General features: G+C 68.6%; 13 protein-coding genes. 9 read left to right on the top strand and 4 right to left on the bottom strand.

Translation table 11 applies throughout. The features are described 5' to 3' along the window. Nucleotides 1-18: 18 nt before the first annotated feature. The 6 genes from B215_RS0107185 to B215_RS0107160 all read left to right on the top strand — a co-directional run bounded on the left by B215_RS0107185 (nt 19) and on the right by B215_RS0107160 (nt 7,323). A complete protein-coding gene (locus tag B215_RS0107185; RefSeq protein WP_082664499.1) occupies nt 19-1,110 on the top strand; it encodes an arabinan endo-1,5-alpha-L-arabinosidase in 1,092 nt (363 codons plus the stop codon). 168 nt (nt 1,111-1,278) lie between these two features. Next, nucleotides 1,279-2,271, top strand: coding sequence for an AraD1 family protein (gene araD1 / locus B215_RS0107180; protein WP_026009044.1), 993 nt, complete (start codon nt 1,279-1,281; stop codon nt 2,269-2,271). Next, on the top strand, nt 2,271-3,197 hold the full coding sequence (locus B215_RS0107175) for a Gfo/Idh/MocA family protein (RefSeq protein WP_019368964.1): 927 nt from the start codon (nt 2,271-2,273) through the stop codon (nt 3,195-3,197). Before araD1 ends, B215_RS0107175 begins: the two co-directional genes overlap by 1 nt. Before the next feature lie 40 nt (nt 3,198-3,237). After that, nucleotides 3,238-4,809, top strand: coding sequence for an alpha-N-arabinofuranosidase (locus B215_RS0107170; RefSeq protein ID WP_026009043.1), 1,572 nt, complete (start codon nt 3,238-3,240; stop codon nt 4,807-4,809). Between the two features lie 91 nt (nt 4,810-4,900). Beyond that, nucleotides 4,901-5,911 (top strand): arabinan endo-1,5-alpha-L-arabinosidase, encoded by a 1,011-nt coding sequence (locus B215_RS0107165; RefSeq protein WP_236704531.1) that lies wholly within the window; start codon nt 4,901-4,903, stop codon nt 5,909-5,911. Between the two features lie 11 nt (nt 5,912-5,922). Further along, nucleotides 5,923-7,323: a glycoside hydrolase family 43 protein gene (locus B215_RS0107160; protein WP_019368961.1), complete on the top strand. Its 1,401-nt coding sequence runs from the start codon at nt 5,923-5,925 to the stop codon at nt 7,321-7,323. A gap of 57 nt (nt 7,324-7,380) precedes the next feature. Here B215_RS0107160 and B215_RS0107155 read toward each other — a convergent pair whose 3' ends face one another. After that, nucleotides 7,381-8,400, bottom strand: coding sequence for an alpha/beta fold hydrolase (locus B215_RS0107155; protein WP_019368960.1), 1,020 nt, complete (start codon nt 8,398-8,400; stop codon nt 7,381-7,383). Nucleotides 8,401-8,562: 162 nt separating this feature from the next. Here B215_RS0107155 and B215_RS0107150 point away from each other — a divergent pair, with 162 nt between their 5' ends. Both B215_RS0107150 and B215_RS0107145 read left to right on the top strand, forming a co-directional pair. After that, a complete protein-coding gene (locus B215_RS0107150) occupies nt 8,563-9,117 on the top strand; it encodes a PRC-barrel domain-containing protein (protein ID WP_019368959.1) in 555 nt (184 codons plus the stop codon). Beyond that, complete coding sequence (locus B215_RS0107145) at nt 9,114-12,236, top strand: DEAD/DEAH box helicase (RefSeq protein WP_019368958.1); 3,123 nt, start codon at nt 9,114-9,116, stop codon at nt 12,234-12,236. The genes B215_RS0107150 and B215_RS0107145 overlap by 4 nt, the downstream gene beginning before the upstream one ends. Nucleotides 12,237-12,284: 48 nt before the next feature. On the opposite strand, the gene B215_RS0107140 is transcribed toward B215_RS0107145, so the two are convergent. Then, nucleotides 12,285-13,826 carry a cryptochrome/photolyase family protein gene (locus B215_RS0107140; RefSeq protein ID WP_019368957.1) on the bottom strand — a complete coding sequence of 514 codons (1,542 nt, stop codon included), beginning with the start codon at nt 13,824-13,826 and terminating at the stop codon, nt 12,285-12,287. Nucleotides 13,827-13,905: 79 nt separating this feature from the next. On the opposite strand from B215_RS0107140, the gene B215_RS0107135 reads away from it, so the two are divergent. Next, the gene (locus B215_RS0107135) at nt 13,906-14,352 is read left to right on the top strand and encodes a DUF3429 domain-containing protein (RefSeq protein ID WP_019368956.1); all 447 of its coding nucleotides are present in this window, start codon (nt 13,906-13,908) and stop codon (nt 14,350-14,352) included. Nucleotides 14,353-14,363: 11 nt separating this feature from the next. Here B215_RS0107135 and B215_RS0107130 read toward each other — a convergent pair whose 3' ends face one another. After that, nucleotides 14,364-16,565 carry an EAL domain-containing response regulator gene (locus B215_RS0107130; RefSeq protein ID WP_019368955.1) on the bottom strand — a complete coding sequence of 734 codons (2,202 nt, stop codon included), beginning with the start codon at nt 16,563-16,565 and terminating at the stop codon, nt 14,364-14,366. Next, the gene (locus B215_RS0107125) at nt 16,562-18,757 is read right to left on the bottom strand and encodes a hybrid sensor histidine kinase/response regulator (RefSeq protein WP_152997915.1); all 2,196 of its coding nucleotides are present in this window, start codon (nt 18,755-18,757) and stop codon (nt 16,562-16,564) included. The genes B215_RS0107130 and B215_RS0107125 overlap by 4 nt, the downstream gene beginning before the upstream one ends. Nucleotides 18,758-19,036 lie beyond the last annotated feature (279 nt).

Raw genomic sequence — 19,036 nt, 5'->3', positions numbered from 1 at the left:
ATCTGCAAGGAATTGCCCGTGAAGCGTATCTCTTCGCTTGCGTTGCTGCTGCTCGCCTCCGCTTGTGGCGGGGGCGGCGGCACGCCCGCTTCGTCGGTGGTCGTGGTGCCCAGCCCGACCCCGTCGCCAACGCCCAGCCCCACGCCCACGCCGTCGCCGACGCCGTCCCCCGGCCCCACAGGAGCGATCGTGCTCAGCGGCAACATCAGCGCGGCGCACGATCCGGGCATTCTGAAGGACGGCGATACCTATTATCTGTTCACCACCGGCAATGCCGGCGATGTAGAAGGGCTGCTGGCCCTGCGCACCTCCACCGATCTACGCAACTGGACCTGGCACGGCGGCAGCTATGCCGCGCTGCCGGCCTGGACGCGCACCGCAGTCCCGGGTTCTACCGGCATGTGGGCGCCCGACATTTCGAAGGTCGGCAACCAGTATCGCCTCTATTACTCCATCTCTACCTTCGGCAGGAACCAGTCGGCGATCGGCCTGGCGACCGCGACCAGGATCGATCCCGTGGCTCCCGCCGCCAACTGGGTCGATCAGGGGCCGGTGATCCAGTCGCAGACGAGCGATGACTTCAACGCGATCGATCCGATGGCCTTCACCGATGCCGATGGTCGCGCCTGGCTCGTGTTCGGCAGCTTCTGGACGGGGATCAAACTGATCCGGATCGATGCCGCCACCGGCATGCGGCTGGCCGGCGACGCCGCTCCACGCGCGCTAGCGCAGCGGCCCTTTCCGGGCGCTGTGGAGGCGCCGCATATCATCCGACGCGGCAATTTCTACTATCTCTTCGTGTCGTTCGACACCTGCTGCCAGGGCGCCGCCAGCACCTACAACACGGTGGTCGGCCGGGCGTCGTCGCCGGAAGGGCCGTATGCCGACCGCGAGGGTCGGGCGATGCTGCAGGGCGGCGGCTCGGTCGTGCTAACCAACGGTCAGGGCGAGGGCGGGCGTTTCGTCGGCCGCGGCGGCGCATCGATCCTGCAGCAGAGCGACGGCGACTACATCGTGTACCATGCATACGATACGCAGCGGAACGGGCTGCCGACCCTACAGATCCAGCGCCTGTCCTGGACGACAGACGGGTGGCCCGTCGCACAATAGCCGGCCGGCAGGACTGCTATTTGTCCGAGTGTCGACGTTTTGTGTCAGACCATAAAGCGATTGATAAGCGCACGAACAAGCAGTTGCCTGTTCGTGCGAAGCCAAATATGTCCGAGTAAACGGGCAGGGCGAGACCCTTGGCGGGTTCGTCGAGCATGAGGAAACAGGATGAGCTTACGCCTAATGCAGCATCGGGATGCCGACGGAATCGTTCGCGTGATTGCTGCCCAGGGAAGCCGCGCGGCCGTCGTTCCCGGGGTGGCCAGCGTGCGCGATCTGGCAATGCGCGCAATTGCCGCCGGGCAGGGTCTCGCCCAGGAAGTGGCAGCGGCGGGCGAAGGTGCTGCGATTGACCTGCAGGCCGAATTCGTAGCCGGGCGGTTTATTGCGCCGATCGGGCATGACGATCCGGCGCATCTGGTGATGGCGGGCACCGGGCTCACTCATCTCGGCTCGGCGGAGGGGCGCGACAAGATGCATCGCGATGCGGCTGCGGCCGAAAAGCCCACCGATTCCATGCGCATGTTCCTGGAAGGGATTGACGGCGGCAAACCCGCCCCGGGCATCGTCGGCCAGCAGCCCGAATGGTTCTACAAGGGCGACGGTTCGCAGCTCGTCGGTCCGGGCGCGCCGTTGACGATGCCTGCCTTCGCCCAGGATGGCGGCGAGGAACCCGAACTGGCCGGCATCTATCTGATCGGGCCCGATGGCACGCCGCACCGCCTGGGCCTGTGCCTCGCCAACGAGTTCAGCGACCATGTCACCGAACGCCATAACTATCTGTGGCTGGCCCATTCGAAGCTGCGCCAGGCGTCGCTCGGGCCGGAACTGCTGGTCGGCGCGCCGCCCAGCGACGTGCGCGGGGTCAGCCGGATCGTGCGGGACGGCGCCACGCTATGGGAAAAGCCGTTCCTCTCGGGCGAGGACCATATGTCGCACAGCCTCGCCAATCTCGAGCATCATCATTTCAAATACGCACAGTTCCGGCGGCCCGGCGACATCCATGTGCATTTCTTCGGCACCGCCACGCTGTCGTTCAGCGACGGCATCCGCACGGAGGAAGGCGACGTGTTCGAGATCGAAGCGCATCCGTTCACGCTGCCGCTGCGCAACCCGCTCGCGCGCGAAGCGGAGCGGCGGGTCGTGGTGAAGGCGCTCTGATGCCGGCGCCGATCCGGATCGCGATCGTGGGCCTTGGCAAGATCGCACACGACCAGCATCTGCCGTCGATCGCCGCGAACGCCGCGTTCCAGCTGGCCGCCACCGTCAGCTCGCGCGACGAGACGGTGGACGGGCTGCCGCATTTCCGCACGCTGGCAGCGTTGCTCGCCGCGGATGTCGCGATCGACGCGGTGTCGCTCTGCACGCCGCCGCAGGTCCGTTATGCGCTCGTTGTCGAGGCGATGGCGGCGGGCAAGCACGTGTTTCTGGAAAAGCCCCCCGGGGCAACGCTGGCAGAAGTGGCGTTGCTCGACCAGCAGGCGGAAGCGGCCGGAGTTACCTTGTTCGCCAGCTGGCACTCGCGCTACGCCGGCGGCGTTGCGCCGGCGCTGCACTGGCTTGACGGGCGCAGGATCACCCGCGCCTCGATTGTTTGGCGCGAGGATGTGCGCGTCTGGCATCCGGGGCAGGACTGGATCTGGCAACCGGGCGGTCTCGGCGTGTTCGATCCCGGCATCAACGCGCTGTCGATCGCCACGCACCTCCTGCCGCCCTTCTTTCTGCAGGAAGCGACGCTTGCGCTGCCCGCCAACCGCGCCGCGCCGATCGCGGCCGATCTGCGCTTCCAGACCGGCGACGGCACCCCGGTGCACATGGACCTGGACTGGCGCCAGACCGGCCCGCAGCGCTGGGACATCGCCATCGAAACCGATGGCGGCACGCTGACGCTCGAGAAAGGCGGCGCGGTGCTGACTACGCCGGAGGGCGTGCAGGCGCATGACGATGTCGAATATGCCGGGCTCTATGCGCGCTTCGCCGCGCTGGTGCAAAGCCGTGCGCGCGACGTGGACACTGCGCCGCTGCGGCTGGTCGCCGATGCCTTTCTGCGCGGCCGCCGCGAGACGGTGGACGCCTTTCATGATTGAATCGCGTGCCGGCGAGACCGGCGATTTTGGGAGAGGTACGATGTTCCGCACGCTACGCCGATCGGCGCTTGCCCTGCTCTTGTCGAGCACGCCGCTGGCGGCCACCGCCCAAACCGCACTTGCGCCTGCTGCAGGCACCGCGACGGCGGAAGTAAAGGCCGATCCGGCGGCGCCCACCTATGATCGGCGCATCTTCACGCAGTTTGCCGAGCATCTCGGCAACGGCATCTATGGCGGGCTGTGGGTCGGCAAGACCTCCAAGATCCCCAATACCAACGGCTTCCGCAACGATGTCGTCGCGGCGCTGCGCAACCTCGCCGTGCCGGTGATCCGCTGGCCGGGCGGCTGCTTCGCCGACGAATATCACTGGCGCGAGGGCATCGGCCCGCAGAAGCAGCGGCCGGTGAAGATCAACACCCACTGGGGCGGGGTAACCGAGCCGAACGAAGTCGGCACGCACGAATTCTTCGAGCTGCTGCGGCAGGTGAACGCCGAAGCCTATGTCGCCGGCAACGTCGGCAACGGCACGGCACGCGAAATGGCGGAATGGGTCGAGTATATGACCGCGCCGGCCGGCTCGCTGGCCGACGAACGCGCCCGCAATGGCCACAAGGCGCCCTGGGCAGTACCCTATTTCGGCATCGGCAACGAGCTGTGGGGATGCGGCGGCAACATGCGGCCGGAATTCGCCGCCGACGAGACGCGCCGCTTCGCCACCTTCGTCAAGGCGCCCGCCGGCACCAAGATCCTGAAGATCGCCGCCGGCGCCAATGTCGACGATTATCGCTGGACCGAGACGATGATGCGCGAGGCGGCGCCGCTGCTCGATGCGCTGTCGCTGCACTATTACACGCTGCCGCAGGGGGGCTGGCCCCCCAAGGCGGATCCCGTCAATTTCGACGAGACCGGCTGGGCCGACGCGCTGGCGGGCGCGTGGCGCATGGACGAGCTGATCACCAAGCACAGTGCGATCATGGACAAATATGATCCGCAGAAGCGCGTGTTCCTTGCGGTCGATGAATGGGGCGCCTGGTATGCGCAGGATCCCGGCAGCCACCCCGGCTTCCTGCGTCAGCAGAACACGCTGCGGGACGCGCTGATCGCATCGATCCATCTCGACATCTTCGCCAAGCATGCCGATCGTGTCCGCATGAGCGCCATCGCGCAGATGGTGAACGTGCTCCAGGCGATGATCCTGACCGACGGCAGCAAGATGGTGCTGACGCCGACCTATCACGTGTTCGAGATGTACAAGCCGTGGCAGGACGCCAAGCTGCTGCCTATGACGGTCAACGCGCCCTGGTATCACCAGGGGCCGTTCGTGATGCCGGGCGTCAGCGGATCGGCGGTGCGCGGCAAGGACGGTCGCGTGCATATCGGCCTTTCCAACCTCGATCCCAACCGGGCGAATACGGTGACGGTGACGCTGAACGGGGTCACCGCCACCGGCGTGTCGGGCCGGGTGCTTACCGCGCCGGCGATCAACGCGCACAACAGCTTCGACGCGCCGGAAACGGTGAAGCCGGCGCCGTTTGGCGATGCCCAGGTGCAGGGCGGTACGCTGCGCGTCACCCTGCCGGCCAAGTCGGTGGTGGTGCTCGAACTGCAATAAGGCCAAGCGCGGCGCCTGGGCACCCGTAGCGCGGGCGCCGCTTTCCCCTCGCCACCCGTTCCGGAGAGCCATGATGCGAAACTCGGCCCTGATGTTAGCCGCCGCGACCCTGACGCTGGCGGCACCCGTGCAGGCGCAAGTGGCGGCGGCGCCCGCCACCACGCTCAATGCGCGGCTCACCGGCGATCTTGCGCCGACGCACGATCCGGTGATCGCGCGCGAAGGCGATACCTATTACGTCTTCTCCACCGGCCACGGCAAACGGCTGGTGGAAACCAGGTCGTCGAAAGATCTGGTGCACTGGACGGCGGGCGCCCCCGTGTTCACCAGTCTGCCGGCATGGGCACCCCAGGCGGTGCCGGGCACGGGCGGGCTGTGGGCACCCGACATTCATTTCGTGAACGGCCGCTGGCGGCTCTATTACTCCGTTTCCACCTTCGGCTCGAACCGCTCGGCGATCGGCCTGGCGACCAACGCCACGCTCGACCCCAGTTCGCCCGCTTTCCAGTGGCGTGACGAGGGTCTGGTGGTGCAGTCCATGCCGTCGGACGATTTCAACGCAATCGATCCGAACCTCGTGATCGACACCGAAGGGCGGCACTGGCTGGCGCTCGGCAGCTTTTGGACCGGCATCAAGCTCTTTGCGCTCGATCCGAAGACCGGCAAGCTGGCAGACGCCAAGGCCAAGCCGTACGCCATCGCCCGGCGTCCCGCGCCCGCCGGCGGTCCAGCCCCGGTGGAGGCGCCGTTCATCGTGCCGCATGGCGGATTCTATTATCTGTTCGTGTCCTATGATTATTGCTGCAAGGGCGTGAACAGCACCTATTACACGGTCGTCGGCCGCTCGGCGAAGATCACCGGGCCCTATCTCGGCAAGGATGGCAGCGCGCTGATGGAAGGCGGCGGGACGATCTTCCTGCGCGCCGATCTCCAGGAACAGCAGCGGTTTCGCGGCCCCGGCCATGCCGGCTGGCTCCACGACAAGGACGGGCGCGATTACGTCGTCTATCACGCCTATGATCGCGAGAAGAACGGCGCGCCGACGCTGCGGATCGCCCCGGTGCGCTGGGGTGCCGATGGCTGGCCCGTCGCAGACTATTGAGGAGAGCGAGAATGATCGACATCAACCGCCGCCTGTTCCTTGCGGGCGCCGCCGGCACCGCGGTGACCCTGCAGGCCGAAACCGCTCTGGCGGTCGCTCCCGCCGGTGCCGCCGCGCCCGTACCGGTCAATCCGCTGGTGCGCAATCGCGCCGATGCGCAGGTGTTCCGCCACACCGATGGCTGGTATTATCTCACCGGCTCGGTGCCCGAATATGATCGCCTCGTGCTGCGTCGCGCGCGCACGATCGCCGGGCTGGCCACCGCGCCGGAACGGGTGCTCTGGCGCCACGAAGCGAGCGGGCCGATGTCGGGCTTCCTATGGGCGCCCGAGCTGCATTGGATCGACGGCAAATGGATCATGTATTTCGCCGCGGGCCCCAGCGGCGGCGGCGAGGACGTGTTCCGCATCCGCACCTATGCGGTTGTCTGCGACGGCCCCGATCCGATGAAGGGCGGCTGGCGCGTGCTTGGCAAGTTCCAGACGCCGTTCGACGGCTTCAATCTCGATTCCACCGTCTTCGTCCATCGCGGCGTGCGCTATTTCTGCTGGGCGGAGCGCGAGCCGGGGATCGAGACCAATTCCAACATCTACCTGGCCCCGTTGAAAACGCCGCTTTCCCTCGCCGCCAAGCCCGCGCGGTTGACCGTGCCCACGCTCGATTGGGAGATCCGCGGCTTCAAGGTGGCCGAGGCGCCGGCCCTGCTGGCGCGGAACGGCCGGCTGTTCCTCACCTATTCGGCCAGCGCCACCGATGCGCGCTATTGCCTGGGCATGCTCACCTGCCCCGACGATGCTGACATCATGAACCCCGCCAACTGGACCAAGTCGCCCGAGCCGGTGTTCACCACGTCGACGCGCACCAACGTCTATGGCCCCGGCCACAACAGCTTTACCGTCGACGAGGCGGGCCGCGACGTGCTGGTCTATCACGGCCGCGACTATGAAGCGATCAAGGGCGATCCGCTGTTCGATCCCAATCGCCACACCCGCGTGCAGCGAATCTACTACCGGGAAGACGGGACGCCGGACTTCGGCATCCCGGTCGGCAACGGCCCCGTGCCCGATCGATTCAGCCCGGCCGACGTGCAGGGCCGGTTCCTGCGCCACGACGGCGATCGCGTGCTGGTGGGCAGCGGCGACATTCCGGCCAGCCAGTTCCGGTCGCTGCCCCGCCCCGGTGGGGCGGTGCTGCTCGCGCCGATCGACGCCCCCGATCGCGCGCTCACCGTCGCGCCCGATGGCAGCGTAACGCTCGGGCCTGTCGCTGGTGCAACCCCGCTTCTGCGGCAGAGCGTCGGCAAGAACGCCGTGCGCTTCGCCATCGCCGGGCGGCGGGGCCAGTATCTGCGCCACCGCGCCGGCGCCGTGGCAGCCGGCAGCGGCACCGGCACCAGTTTCCGGGTCAGCTGAGCGCTGCGCCGGGTGGGAGACGCCGCGGCGGGTCCGCCCGCCGCGCGCGTCGCCGGCTCAGCTGGTCGCGCGCTTCTGGACGTCGTCGATCGCTTCGATCACCTGCGTCGGCACCGCATAGTGGAAAAGGTGCCCCTGGCCCGGCACCTTGCGGAGCTCCACCTCCCGCCCCTCGCGGGCGAAGCGCTCGGCATGCGGGCTGAGATGCGCGATCAGGTCGCCCTCGCCGGCCATCACGATGGTCGGAACCGCAAGCTCGCCATAGCGGCTGCTGAGTTCGAGCGCGGCGGGCACCATCAACGCGGTGTCTGCCGCGGTTGCCCGGACTTGCGACGGGCGCAAGGTGAGGGCGAGCGGGAAGTCGGCGAACTTCTCGGGCACCGGTGCCGGCGAGAAGCTCGCCTTGATGGCGGCGGGGCCGATCAGGCGCCCCGCCAGCGGCGAGACGGTGTTCGCCATCACGTCGCCGAGCAGCGGGATGGCGGGCGTCGAGAGCGGCCAGACATCGGGGCGTGCCGTGCCGTAGAAATAGCCCGACAGGAGCACGAGACCGCGCACCGCTTCGGGCGTGTCGAGCGCCATCGCGAGCGCGACCAGCGTTCCCCAGCTATGCCCCACCACCACGGCGGGCCCGACGTCGAGCTTGCGCAAGGCCGCGGCGATCAGGCGGGCCTGGGCGGCGGGCGTCCAGATCGTCGTGCGCGGGCGATCGCTATAGCCGAACCCAGGGCGATCGAAGGCAAGGACGCGATGGCGCTCCGCGGCAAGGCCCAGCACGCCGCTCGCCTCATAATCCTGCAGGGTCACGCCGTTGCCGTGCAGCAGCACTACCGCCGGCCCGCTGCCGCGCTCGACATAATGGAGGCGCACGCCGTCGACCTCGACGAACGATCCCGCGGGCGGGTTCTGCGTTTCCGCGCGCCGCTTCGCCGCCTGGTTGTACCAAGCGCTGCCCGCCAGTGCGGCGATGCCCGCTGCGCCGGCAATCCAGCCCCGCCTCCGGCGCGGCGCGGCCTTTCGACGCGGCGGCGATGGCGGGTGCTGCGGGCGGGCTTTCCGGTTGGGCTTCTGTGTCATGCGGACTGAACCGCTGGGCGACGCAGTGGTTGCCAGGGTTTCGATCCCGCGAAAAAACGTGCTGCCCCCCGGTGCTTCTTTGCCCTTTGCGCGTTGTGCCGGTCTCTTGCCGAGGACACGACACTGGAATCTGTAGCCGGATGGGTCGCGCCTGCCGCGACGATGATCGCCGCGATGATGACCGCCGCCAATCTGGGCGCCCGGGTGACCGGCTGGGGATTCATCGTCTTCACGGTCGGGTCGATCTGCTGGTCGCTGGTCGGGCTCGGGTCCGGGCAGACGAACCTGCTCGCCACCAACATCTTCCTCACGCTGGTCAACGGCGTCGGCATCTGGCGCTGGCTGGGGCGGCAGCGGGCCTATGAGGATGGCGGCGAATCGGCGAAGCGCGCCAGCCGGCACTCCTCCGCCCCGACGCTGTTCACCGCCACCGGCATCGCCGGCATGGCCGTGGTCGATGCCGAGGGTGCCGCGTTGGGTACTGCCGTCGAGGCGCTGGTCGAATGCGCCGATGGGCGGATCAGCTATGTCGTGATCGCCTCGGGCGGGTTTGGCGGGATCGACGAGCGGCTGCGCGCGGTGCCGCGTGGGCAGATCCAGTTCGGGTGCGATCGCCTGATCGTCCGCCTGACGGCCTCGGCCTTCGAGCAGCTGCCCGCGCTGGAAAGCGGGGACTGGCCCGATCGCGCGCCGGACCTTGCAAGGACGGCCGCGTGACGCCGCTCGCCTGCATCGCCGCGCAGATCGCCACCGTGGTGCGCACCGACGACCTGGTCTATCTGGCCGATGACGAGCAGCAGGCGCAGGCGCTCGCCGCTGCCTTGCGCGCCATGCTGCCGGAAGCGCCGGTGTTTTTCGTGCCGTCGAGCGACGCGCTGCCCGGCGATGTCGCGCCGGCATCGCCCGCCAATGTCGGCGCGCGCGTCGCCGCGCTCCATGCGCTTCGGCTTGCACAGCAGGAACGCGATCGGCCGCGGCTTGCCTGCGTGATGAGCGGCGAGGCGGCGGCGCGACGCTATGCGATGCCCGACAGTTTCGACCGGGCGTTGCCGCGCCTCGCGGTCGGCGACCCGATTCCGCTCGAAAGCTTCGCCGAGATGCTGGTGGAGATCGGCTATTTCGCCGATGACCGTGTCGACGAGCCCGGCGAGATGGCGGTGCGCGGCGACGTGATCGACATCTTCCCCGCCGATGCCGGGCTGCCCGCCCGGATCGAGATCCAGGACGGCGCCATCGCCGCGATCCGCTCCTATGATCCGACGACCCAGCGCAGCGTCGCCGATCTGGATGGGCTGGAAATCGGCCGCGCCAACGAACCCGCCGGCGAGCGCAGCGTATCGATCCTCGCGCATCTCGCACCCGCGACCATCGCCTTTTCGGACAAAGCCGACAAGCGCCGCCGGCGCTTCGTGCAGCTCGCGCGCGATGCGCTGCGCGGGTCCGGCGCCACGCTCGACGCGATCGACGACGATGCCTGGCGCGAGGCCCTGCCGGGCTGGCGGACGGTAACGTTGGATGCTCCGTTCGAGACCGTGCCTCGCTTTGCCGAGGCCCGCTCGCCGCTCGCCGCGATGGCGCGCTTCGCACGGCCGCTGCTGGCGGAGCGGGCGCTGGTGCTGGCGGGCAGCGAGCGCGACCTGCGCTTCCTGCGCACACGGGTCGCCAAGCGGCTCGGCATCGATCTGCCGCTGCTCGCCGACTGGGCGGAAGCGGCGGCGCTGGCGCCCGGTGCGGCGGGCTTGCTGCACGCGCCGGTGGACGCCGGCTTCGTCGGCGACACGCGGGTGCTGATCGCCGCGGCGGACCTTCTCGGCAGCCGCGCGATGCTCGAAAGCGCTACCACGGCTGCGCCGATCCCCTGGTCGATCGGCGGCAGCGAGATCCGGATCGGCGACGTGGTGGTGCATGAGGATCACGGCGTCGGCGTCGTCGCCGGGCTGGAGCCCGCGCCCGCGGCCGGTGGCGGCGGCGAGGGCGAGATGATCGCGCTCGAATATGCCGGCGGGGCGCGGCGGCTGGTCGGCGTCGAGGAGACGGACCGGCTGTGGCGCTATGGCTCCGATGCCGATGCGGTGACGCTCGACAAGCTCGACGGCTCGTCCTGGCAGAAGCGCCGCGCCGAGATCAGCGCGGCGATCGAGCAGAGCGCACAGGGGCTTGCCGCCCTCGCCGAAGCGCGCGCGAAGCTGGTCGCCCCGGTGCTGGCCCCCGACGCCGCCGCCTATGAGCGGTTCGCCGGCGGCTTCGCGTTCAACGAGACCGCCGATCAGGCGCGCGCGATCGCGGCCGTTCGCGCCGATCTCGCCAGCGGCAAGCCGATGGACCGGCTGATCGTCGGCGACGTCGGCTACGGCAAGACCGAGGTGGCGCTCCGCGCCGCGGCACTGGCCGCGCTGGCCGGGTGCCAGGTGGTGGTGGCGGCGCCGACCACGGTGCTGGTGCGCCAGCACCTTGAAAGCTTCCGGCGGCGCTTCGCGGCGTCGGGGCTGAACGTCGCCGGCCTGTCGCGCCTGTCGAGCGCGGCGGAGAAGCGGGAGGTGAAGGCCGGCCTGGCGGACGGCTCGATCCACATCGTGATCGGCACCGGCGCGGTAATGGCCAAGGGCGTGCGCTATGCGAAGCTCGGCCTGGTCGTGATCGACGAGGAACAGCGCTTCGGCGCCGCCGACAAGGCGAAGCTGCGCGGCAGCGGCGAGATGCATCTGCTCAGCCTGAGCGCCACGCCGATTCCGCGCACGCTGCAGATGGCGCTGGTCGGGCTGCAGCAGGTCTCGACGATCGCGACGCCGCCCGCGCGGCGCCAGCCGATCCGCACCAGCCTCGACCAGTTCGACGATGCCCGCATCCGCACGGCCTTGCTGCGCGAGAAGAGCCGGGGCGGGCAGAGCTTCGTCGTTGTCCCGCGGATCGAGGACATGGCCCGCCTGCGCGACCGGCTGCAGCGGATCGTACCCGATCTCACGCTCGTCGAGGCGCATGGCAAGATGCCCGCGGCCGATATCGATGCGGTGATGGTCGGCTTCGCCGACGGCGCGGGCGACATCCTGCTCGCCACCAACATCATCGAGGCGGGGCTCGACGTGCCGCGCGCCAACACGATGATCGTTTGGCGGGCCGACCGGTTCGGGCTCGCCCAGCTCCACCAGCTGCGCGGGCGGGTGGGGCGGGGCAACCGCCGCGGCCAGGTGCTGCTGCTGACCGACGACGCGCAGGCGATCGGCGATCGCACCTTGAAGCGGCTGCGGACGCTGGCGACCTTCGACCGGCTGGGCGCGGGTTTCGAGATCAGCGCGCACGACCTGGACATGCGCGGTGCCGGCGACCTGCTCGGCGACACCCAGGCAGGCCATATGAAGCTGATCGGCGTCGACCTGTACCAGCACCTGCTCGGCATCGCGCTGCGCACCGCGCGGGGCGAAACGGTCGACGACTGGACGCCCGAGCTCAACCTGGGACTGCGCGGCATGCTGCCCGAAGCGTGGATCCCCGAAGCCGATGTGCGGCTGACGCTGTACGTTCGGCTCGGCCGTATCGCCGATGAGAGCATGCTCGACGCGTTCGAAGAGGAGCTGGTCGATCGCTTCGGCCCCGTGCCCGATGCGGCGGCGACGCTGCTCGCCCAGGCGCGGCTGCGGCTGGCGGCGCGGCATGCGCGGATCTGCCGGGTCGATGCCGGGCCTTCTGCGATCGCGTTGACCCCGTTCGGCGCGTTCGCGGGCGATCCGGGGCGCCACGGGCTGGTCGCGAAGAACGACCGGCTGCTGCTCGCCGAGCCGATCCCCGACGATCGGCGCATCGAGCGGACCCAGGCGCTGCTCGAGGATCTTGCCGCCTAGGACCGCAGCCGCCATTAACGCCATCGCGGCAGCGGCACGCGCGGGGGTTCAGCCGGTCCAGTGCGCGCCTGCCGGCACCAGCGCGTCGAGGAAGCGCCCGGCGTCTTCGGCGATCTCCGCCTTGCGCGCGGCGTCCATGCGATCAAAGTTGCGCACGATCGGCCCCATGCGCGGATTGCGCGCGAAGCGCTCGCGGTGGCGGGCGATGAAGTTCCAGTAGAGATAGTTGAACGGGCACGCATCCGGCCCGGCCTTGCGCTTCACCTGATAGCGGCAGTTCGCGCAGTAATCGGACATGCGATCGATATAGGCGCCGCTGGCCGCATAGGGCTTCGATCCCATGATCCCGCCATCGGCGAACAGCGCCATGCCGATCGTGTTGGGCATTTCCACCCACTCATAGGCATCGGCATAGACCGCCATGTACCAGATGTGCACCAGATAGGGGTCGATGCCGGCGAGCAGCGCGAAATTGCCGGTCACCATCAGCCGCTGGATGTGATGGGCATAGGCATGGGTGCGGGTCTGCTCGACGGCGTCGCGCATGCAGGCCATGTCGGTTTCGGCGGTCCAGTAGAAATCGGGCAGCGGCCGGTGCGCCTCCAGCGCGTTGGCATGGGCATAGCGCGGCATGTGGAGCCAATAGATGCCGCGCACATATTCGCGCCAGCCCAGGATCTGGCGGATGAAGCCCTCGGCGGCGTTGAGCGGCACTCGGCCGGCGCGCCATTCCGCTTCCGCCCGGCGGCACAGATCGAGCGGATCGAGCAGACCGGCGTTCAGGTACAGCGCGAGATGGGCGTGGAACAGCACCGGCGCGCCCTGCCGCATCGCATCCTGATAGTCGCCGAAGCGGGGCAGGGCATGGGTAAGGAAATGGTCGCGCGCTGCCTCGGCCTCGGCGCGGGTCACGGCAAGCGCGAAAGGCTCGAGCGCCCCGAAATTGTCGGGGAAGCGGCGCGCGACCAGCGCCAGCACCTCGCGGGTGATCGCATCGGGTTCGAAGGCGGGCAGCGTCGGCGGCACCACGCCGGCGGGCAGCGTGCCGCGATTTTCCTGATCATAGTTCCATTCGCCGCCGGCGGGGTCGTTGCCGTCCATCAACAGCCCGGTGCGGCGGCGCATGTCGCGATAGAAATATTCCATCCGCAAGCCGCGACGCCCCTGCGCCCAGGCGCGGAATCCCGCCGGATCGATCAGGAAGCGCGTGTCGGGCAGCAGGCGCATGCCCGGCACCGCCGCCAGCGCCTCGCGCAGCCGCCATTCGCCGGGTTCGGTGCACAGGATTTCGCCGGGCGCGATCGCATCGCGCGCGCGTTCGATCTCGCCCGCCAGGCTGCCGCTGTTCGCCGGATCGTCGAGCCGGGTGTAGCGCAGCTGCCAGCCTTCGGCGCGCAGCGCCTCGGCGAAATGGCGCATCGCGGAGAAGACGAAAGCGAGCTTCTTCTTGTGATGCGGGACATAGCCGGCCTCTTCCGCCACTTCGGCCATCAGCACCACGTCTTCGGCCGGATCGGCTTCGGCGAGCGAGGAGATGCCAGCGCTGAGCTGGTCGCCGAGCAGGAGGATCAGCCGCGTCATGCCCAGCATGTGGGGCGCGGTCCTTCGCCGGACGTCATGTCTTTTCGGACAGGTTGAGGCGCGGCGCGGCGCAGGCGATGCCCGGCCTATGGAAACGCCGCCTCCGATCCCGCGCGCGGCGCGGACGCTCGGCTATGCCGGGCTGCTGCCGCTCGCCGCCTGCGCGGCCGGAATCGTGCTGTTGCCGATGCACCGCGCGATGCTGCTCGAGGCCGGCTTCGGCTATGCGGCGCTGATCTACAGCTTTCTCGGCGGGCTCTGGTGGGGGCAAAGCGTGGCGCTGGGGCACAGCTCGGCCTGGCGGTTCGCGGTGGCCGTGTTCCCCTCGCTGATCGCCTGGGGACTCATGCTGCTCCTGCGCCTCGGCTGGACGATGCAGGCGGCGCTGTTCGCGCTCGCCCTTGCCATCCTGCTGTCGCCCGCGGTGGACCTGGTCCTGTCGCGCCGGCAGCCGACGGCACCGGGCTGGATTTCGCTCCGTCTCCAGCTCTCGGCTGGCCTGGGCCTGCTGACGCTAGTGCTTGCCGCGCTGTAGTCGGCTCGCGGCTAGGCGGCGCGGTCGCAGCTTCGGGTTACGGGCGGGGCCGGATCGGTTGTCACGGCCTGCAGCGGCCCGCCCGATGCCAGCAGCACCGCGCGCACCGCTTCCAGCGGCACGCCCTTGCTGAACAGGAAGCCCTGCATGCCCGGACACCGCTCGCGACGCAGATGGTCAAGCTGCTCGGTGGTCTCCACGCCTTCGGCCACGCAGTCCAGGTCCAGCTGGCGGGCGAGATCGAGGATGCTGTGGACGATCGCCGCCGTACCCGCATCGCTCACCAGGTCGCGCACGAACGAACGATCGATCTTGATCTTGTCGAGCGGGAAGCGACGCAGATAGCCGAGCGAGGACCAACCGGTGCCGAAATCGTCGAGTGAAAGGGCCACGCCCAGCCCCTTCAGCTCGCGCATGATCCGCAGCGTCGCCTCGGTATCGTCCAGCGTCAGGCTTTCGGTCAGCTCCAGTTCCAGCCATTTGGGGGCGAGGCCGGATTCTTCCAGCGCTTCGCGCACGGTGCGGACGATGTCGCCGCGATAGAATTGCTGGGCGGAAAGATTCACCGCCACCCGCACCGGCGGCAGCCCCTCGGCCTGCCATGCCGCGTTCTGCGCGCAGGCGGTGCGCAGCACCCAGCGGCCCACCTCCACCATGCGGCCATGCTCCTCCAGCAGCGGGATGAACAGCGCCGGGGCGATCAGGCCCTGGGCCGGATGATCCCAGCGCAGCAGCGTCTCCAGCCCGGTCACCTTGCCGGTCTCGATCGAAACCTGCGGCTGGTAATGCAGCACGAACTCGCCGCGCGCGCTCGCGCCGTGCAGGTCGTTCGAAAGAATGTGCCATCGCTCGGCGGCGATGCTCAGGTCGCGGCTGAACAGGCGGTAATTGCCGCGTCCGCGCCGCTTGGCCTGGTACATCGCGGTATCCGCCGCCTGCAGCAGCGCGGCCGGATTGTCACCGTCGCCCGGATACAGGCTGATGCCGATCGTCGCGCCCGCGTGCAATTCGCGCCCCTGCACCTGAAACGGCGCCTGCAGCATCTGGATCACGCGCGCGGCGAGCTGTTCGGCCGCCTCGGGGCTCAGGTTGCTCGCGGCGATCACGAATTCGTCGCCGCCCAGCCGCGCCGCGGTGTCGCTTTCGCGCAGCACGGTGCGCAGCCGCTGCGCCACCTGTTCGAGCAGCTCGTCGCCGACGAAATGGCCGAGGCTGTCGTTGACATGCTTGAAATGGTCGAGGTCCATCAGCAGCAGCGCCACCTGCTGGCGTTCGCGCCGGGCCGCGGCGATGGCATGGTGCAGCCGGTCCATCAGCATGGTGCGATTGGGCAGGCCGGTCAGCGCGTCGTGCATCGCCAGATAGCGCACCCGCGCCTCCGCCTCCTTGCGCGCGGCGATATCGCGGAAGGTACATTGGGCGAGCAGGCGTCCGCCGGCTTCGTAGGTGCTGCCGATCACTTCCATGATCAGCGTGGTGCCGTCGTCGCGCCGCCACGACCATTCCGGCCATTTGACATGGCCTTCGGTACGCAGCGCAGCGAGCGCGGCGGCGCTGCTGCCCGGCACGGCGAAGAAGGGCAGCGAGGCGAGCGCGGCGCCGTGCAGTTCCTGGGCCTCGGCGCCCAGCATCGCGGCGCATTGCGCATTGAGGTCGACGACGCTTTCGGTTTCGCAGTCGATCACCAATATGCCGTCGCCAGCGGCCTGGAACAGGCGGCGGTGCCGCTGTTCGGAATCGCGCAGCGCATGTTCGGCCGCGCGGCGCCCCGCGATTTCGGCTTCCAGCGCCGCGGTGCGTTCCTGCAGTGTCTTCTGCGCCCGGCGCAGCGCCAGGTGCGTCCGCACCCGGGCGAGCAGCTCCTCCACCTGGAACGGCTTGCTGATATAGTCGACGCCGCCGGCTTCGAACGCGACGATCTTGTCCTTCACGTCGGTCAGCGCGGTCATGAAGATCACCGGCGTGTCGCGATGGCCGGGATCGGCGCGCAGGCGGCGGCACACTTCGAACCCGTCGAGATCGGGCATCATCACGTCGAGCAGGATCAGGTCGGGCCGGGCGAAGCGGACGCGTTCGAGCGCTTCGTTGCCGCCCAGCGCGACGAGCACCTGGTAGCCGTGATCCTCGAGATGGTCGACGACCACGCCGACATTCACCGGATTGTCGTCGACGATCAGGATCGTCTCCACGTCGTGCGGCGCGGGGGCGGTCATGCGGCGCGGCTCCTGCGCATCTTCTGCTCGATCAGGCGCAGCACCTTGGGCGACTGATAGGCGGCCGCCAGCGTGCTGAGCCGTTCGGCGAAGGGGGTGTAGGTCTCGTCAAGCGCGGCGATCGCCTCCGCCTCGCGGCGGATCGCGCGCATGTTGCCGGCGCGTGCATGGTCGAGCAGCCGCGCCAGCACCGCTTCGGGCGGGGTGGGAAGGTCGGCATCCTCGGGCGCTGCGGGCAGCGCGGGCGCGGCGGTGAACAGGCGGGCCAGCGCGGTACGCAGCGCCGCCAGATCGATCGGCTTGGGCAGCACCTGCACCGCGCCCGCCGACAGCGCTTCGGATTCGCGCGCGGCGGCACCATGGCCGGAAATCACCAGCACCGGCACGTCGCGCAGCACGGGATCGCTCTTCAGCCTGCGGATGGCGGCGCATCCGTCCAGCACCGGCATCTTCAGGTCCATCAGGATCAGCGCGGGCCGGGCGGCGCGGGCCTGCTCGATCGCGGCCAGGCCGTCGGTCGCGATGTCCGCCGCGAAGCCGAGCTGTTCTAGTACCGTGCTTAGCAGCGCGGCGCTGCCGGGGTCGTCGTCGACGACCAGTGCGCGCGCGCCGGGTGGCACGGGCAGGGCGCTGGCGGCGGCGGGATCGGCGTTGCACGGGGCGAGGCCGCATTCGATCTCCACCCGGAAGCGGCTGCCGGCGCCGGGCGTGCTTTCCACGCCGATCTCGCCGTGCATGGCTTCGACGATCTGGCGGGTGATGCTCAGGCCCAGTCCGGTGCCGCCGCTGCGCTCCACCGCGCCGCCCGCCTGCTCGAACGGCAGGAAGATCCGCTCGCGCTGTTCGGGGGCAATACCCGGGCCATCATCGCACACGTCCACCCGCACCCGAACCCCACCCCCCCTCCACGCCGCGACCGAGACGTGCAGCGCAACGGTGCCTTCGGCCGTGAACTTCACCGCATTGCCGAGCAGATTGAGCAGGATTTGACGGATGCGCTTGTCGTCGCCGATCACCCGTTCCGGCACGTCTTCATCGATGTCGGCATGGAAGAGCAGGCCCTTTTCCTCCGCGCGGATGCGGATCATCGCCACGACGTGCTGGATCGACGCGCGCAGATCGACCGGCGCGGGCAGGATATCGAGCTTGCCTGCCTCGATCTTCGACAGATCGAGAATGTCGGTGATCAGCGTCAGCAGATGCACGCCGCTTTGGTGGATCGTGTCGACCGCCGAGCGCTGGCGCGGGCCCAGATCCTCGCGCGCCAGCAGCTGCGAGTAGCCGAGGATCGCGTTGAGTGGCGTGCGCAATTCGTGACTCATGTTCGCGAGGAATTGCGACTTGGCTTGGCTGGCGGCCTCTGCGGCGGCGCGGGCTTCGGCCAGTTCGCGACTTTCGCGCGCCTGGATGCGCTGCTCCTCCTCATAGCCGCGGCGGATGACGAGGAAGCGCCGCACCAGCAGGCTACCCGCCAAGACAAGCCAGATGCCGATCAGGATGAGATACCATTGCGTGTCGGAGACGATCACGCCTTCCAGGACGAAGCTTTCCATCTTCACCGCGAAGCGGCCGGGCGGCATGCCACCACCCGAGACGATGTCCAGCCCGACGACATGGCGGATGTCGGGAATGGGAAGGGAAGGGGGGAGCTTGTGCCGGTCGATCCACCACTGGTCGACGGTGAACTGCGAAAGGTTGAGCTCTACGATGTTGAGGCCGTGCACGACGTTGAATTCCATGCTCACTGGCATGGTGGTCTCGCCGACGCCGGCCGTGGCATAGGCAGGATCGAAGTTCTTTAGCGTGAGTTTCAGCCGGTGGGGCGCGCCGCGATAGGCGAAACGTAGGCGAACCTTGTCGAAGCGGGAGAGGTCCAGCGTCGCGTCGGGTCGAACGCCTTTATACTTAAGACCGTAGGCACAATAGGAATATTGCCGCGTCCCCAACGTACACTGCCAGTCCAGCAATTGGCCGGGCCGGATGCGCACGGTGGAGTTGCCTCCCTCGTTCGCGTCGCTGTAGCTATAGGGAACGAAGCTGCCGCTCGCGTTCTGCACCGCAAATTTGGTCAGCGTGAGCGAATCCCGGGCGAGCACTGCCGCGAAGGTGAGGATTAGCAGCAGAAAAACGGTGGCCTCGATGGCAATCGAGGCGCGGAAGCGAGATCGACGCGCGGCGGGATCGCTACCCACTGGCGGATTCAAGACCGCCTTCGATACGCTCCCGGTGGAAAAGGAACCCAAGCCGCACACTCCAGAACTTGCGCAGCCACCCGTCCTGTCGGGCCTGCCACAACGCGTAAGTCTAGTTCGTATCCATTGTGAACTTATGAATAGGGGACCTGCGGGGGGCCTGCCGATAGCGTGTTTTCACGTATCTTCAGATAGTTGCATCCGTTCTAACCAACAGGGCGCTGGCGCACTTCACCTGCATCGGCAGAGTAGCTATTCAGCGCGCATGCGCGGGCCTCG

This window comes from Sphingomonas sp. ATCC 31555, assembly GCF_000282895.1.
GTDB lineage: Bacteria > Pseudomonadota > Alphaproteobacteria > Sphingomonadales > Sphingomonadaceae > Sphingomonas.
The sequence above is the reverse complement of the archived record's forward strand: the minus strand, read 5'-3'. Positions and strand labels throughout refer to the sequence as shown.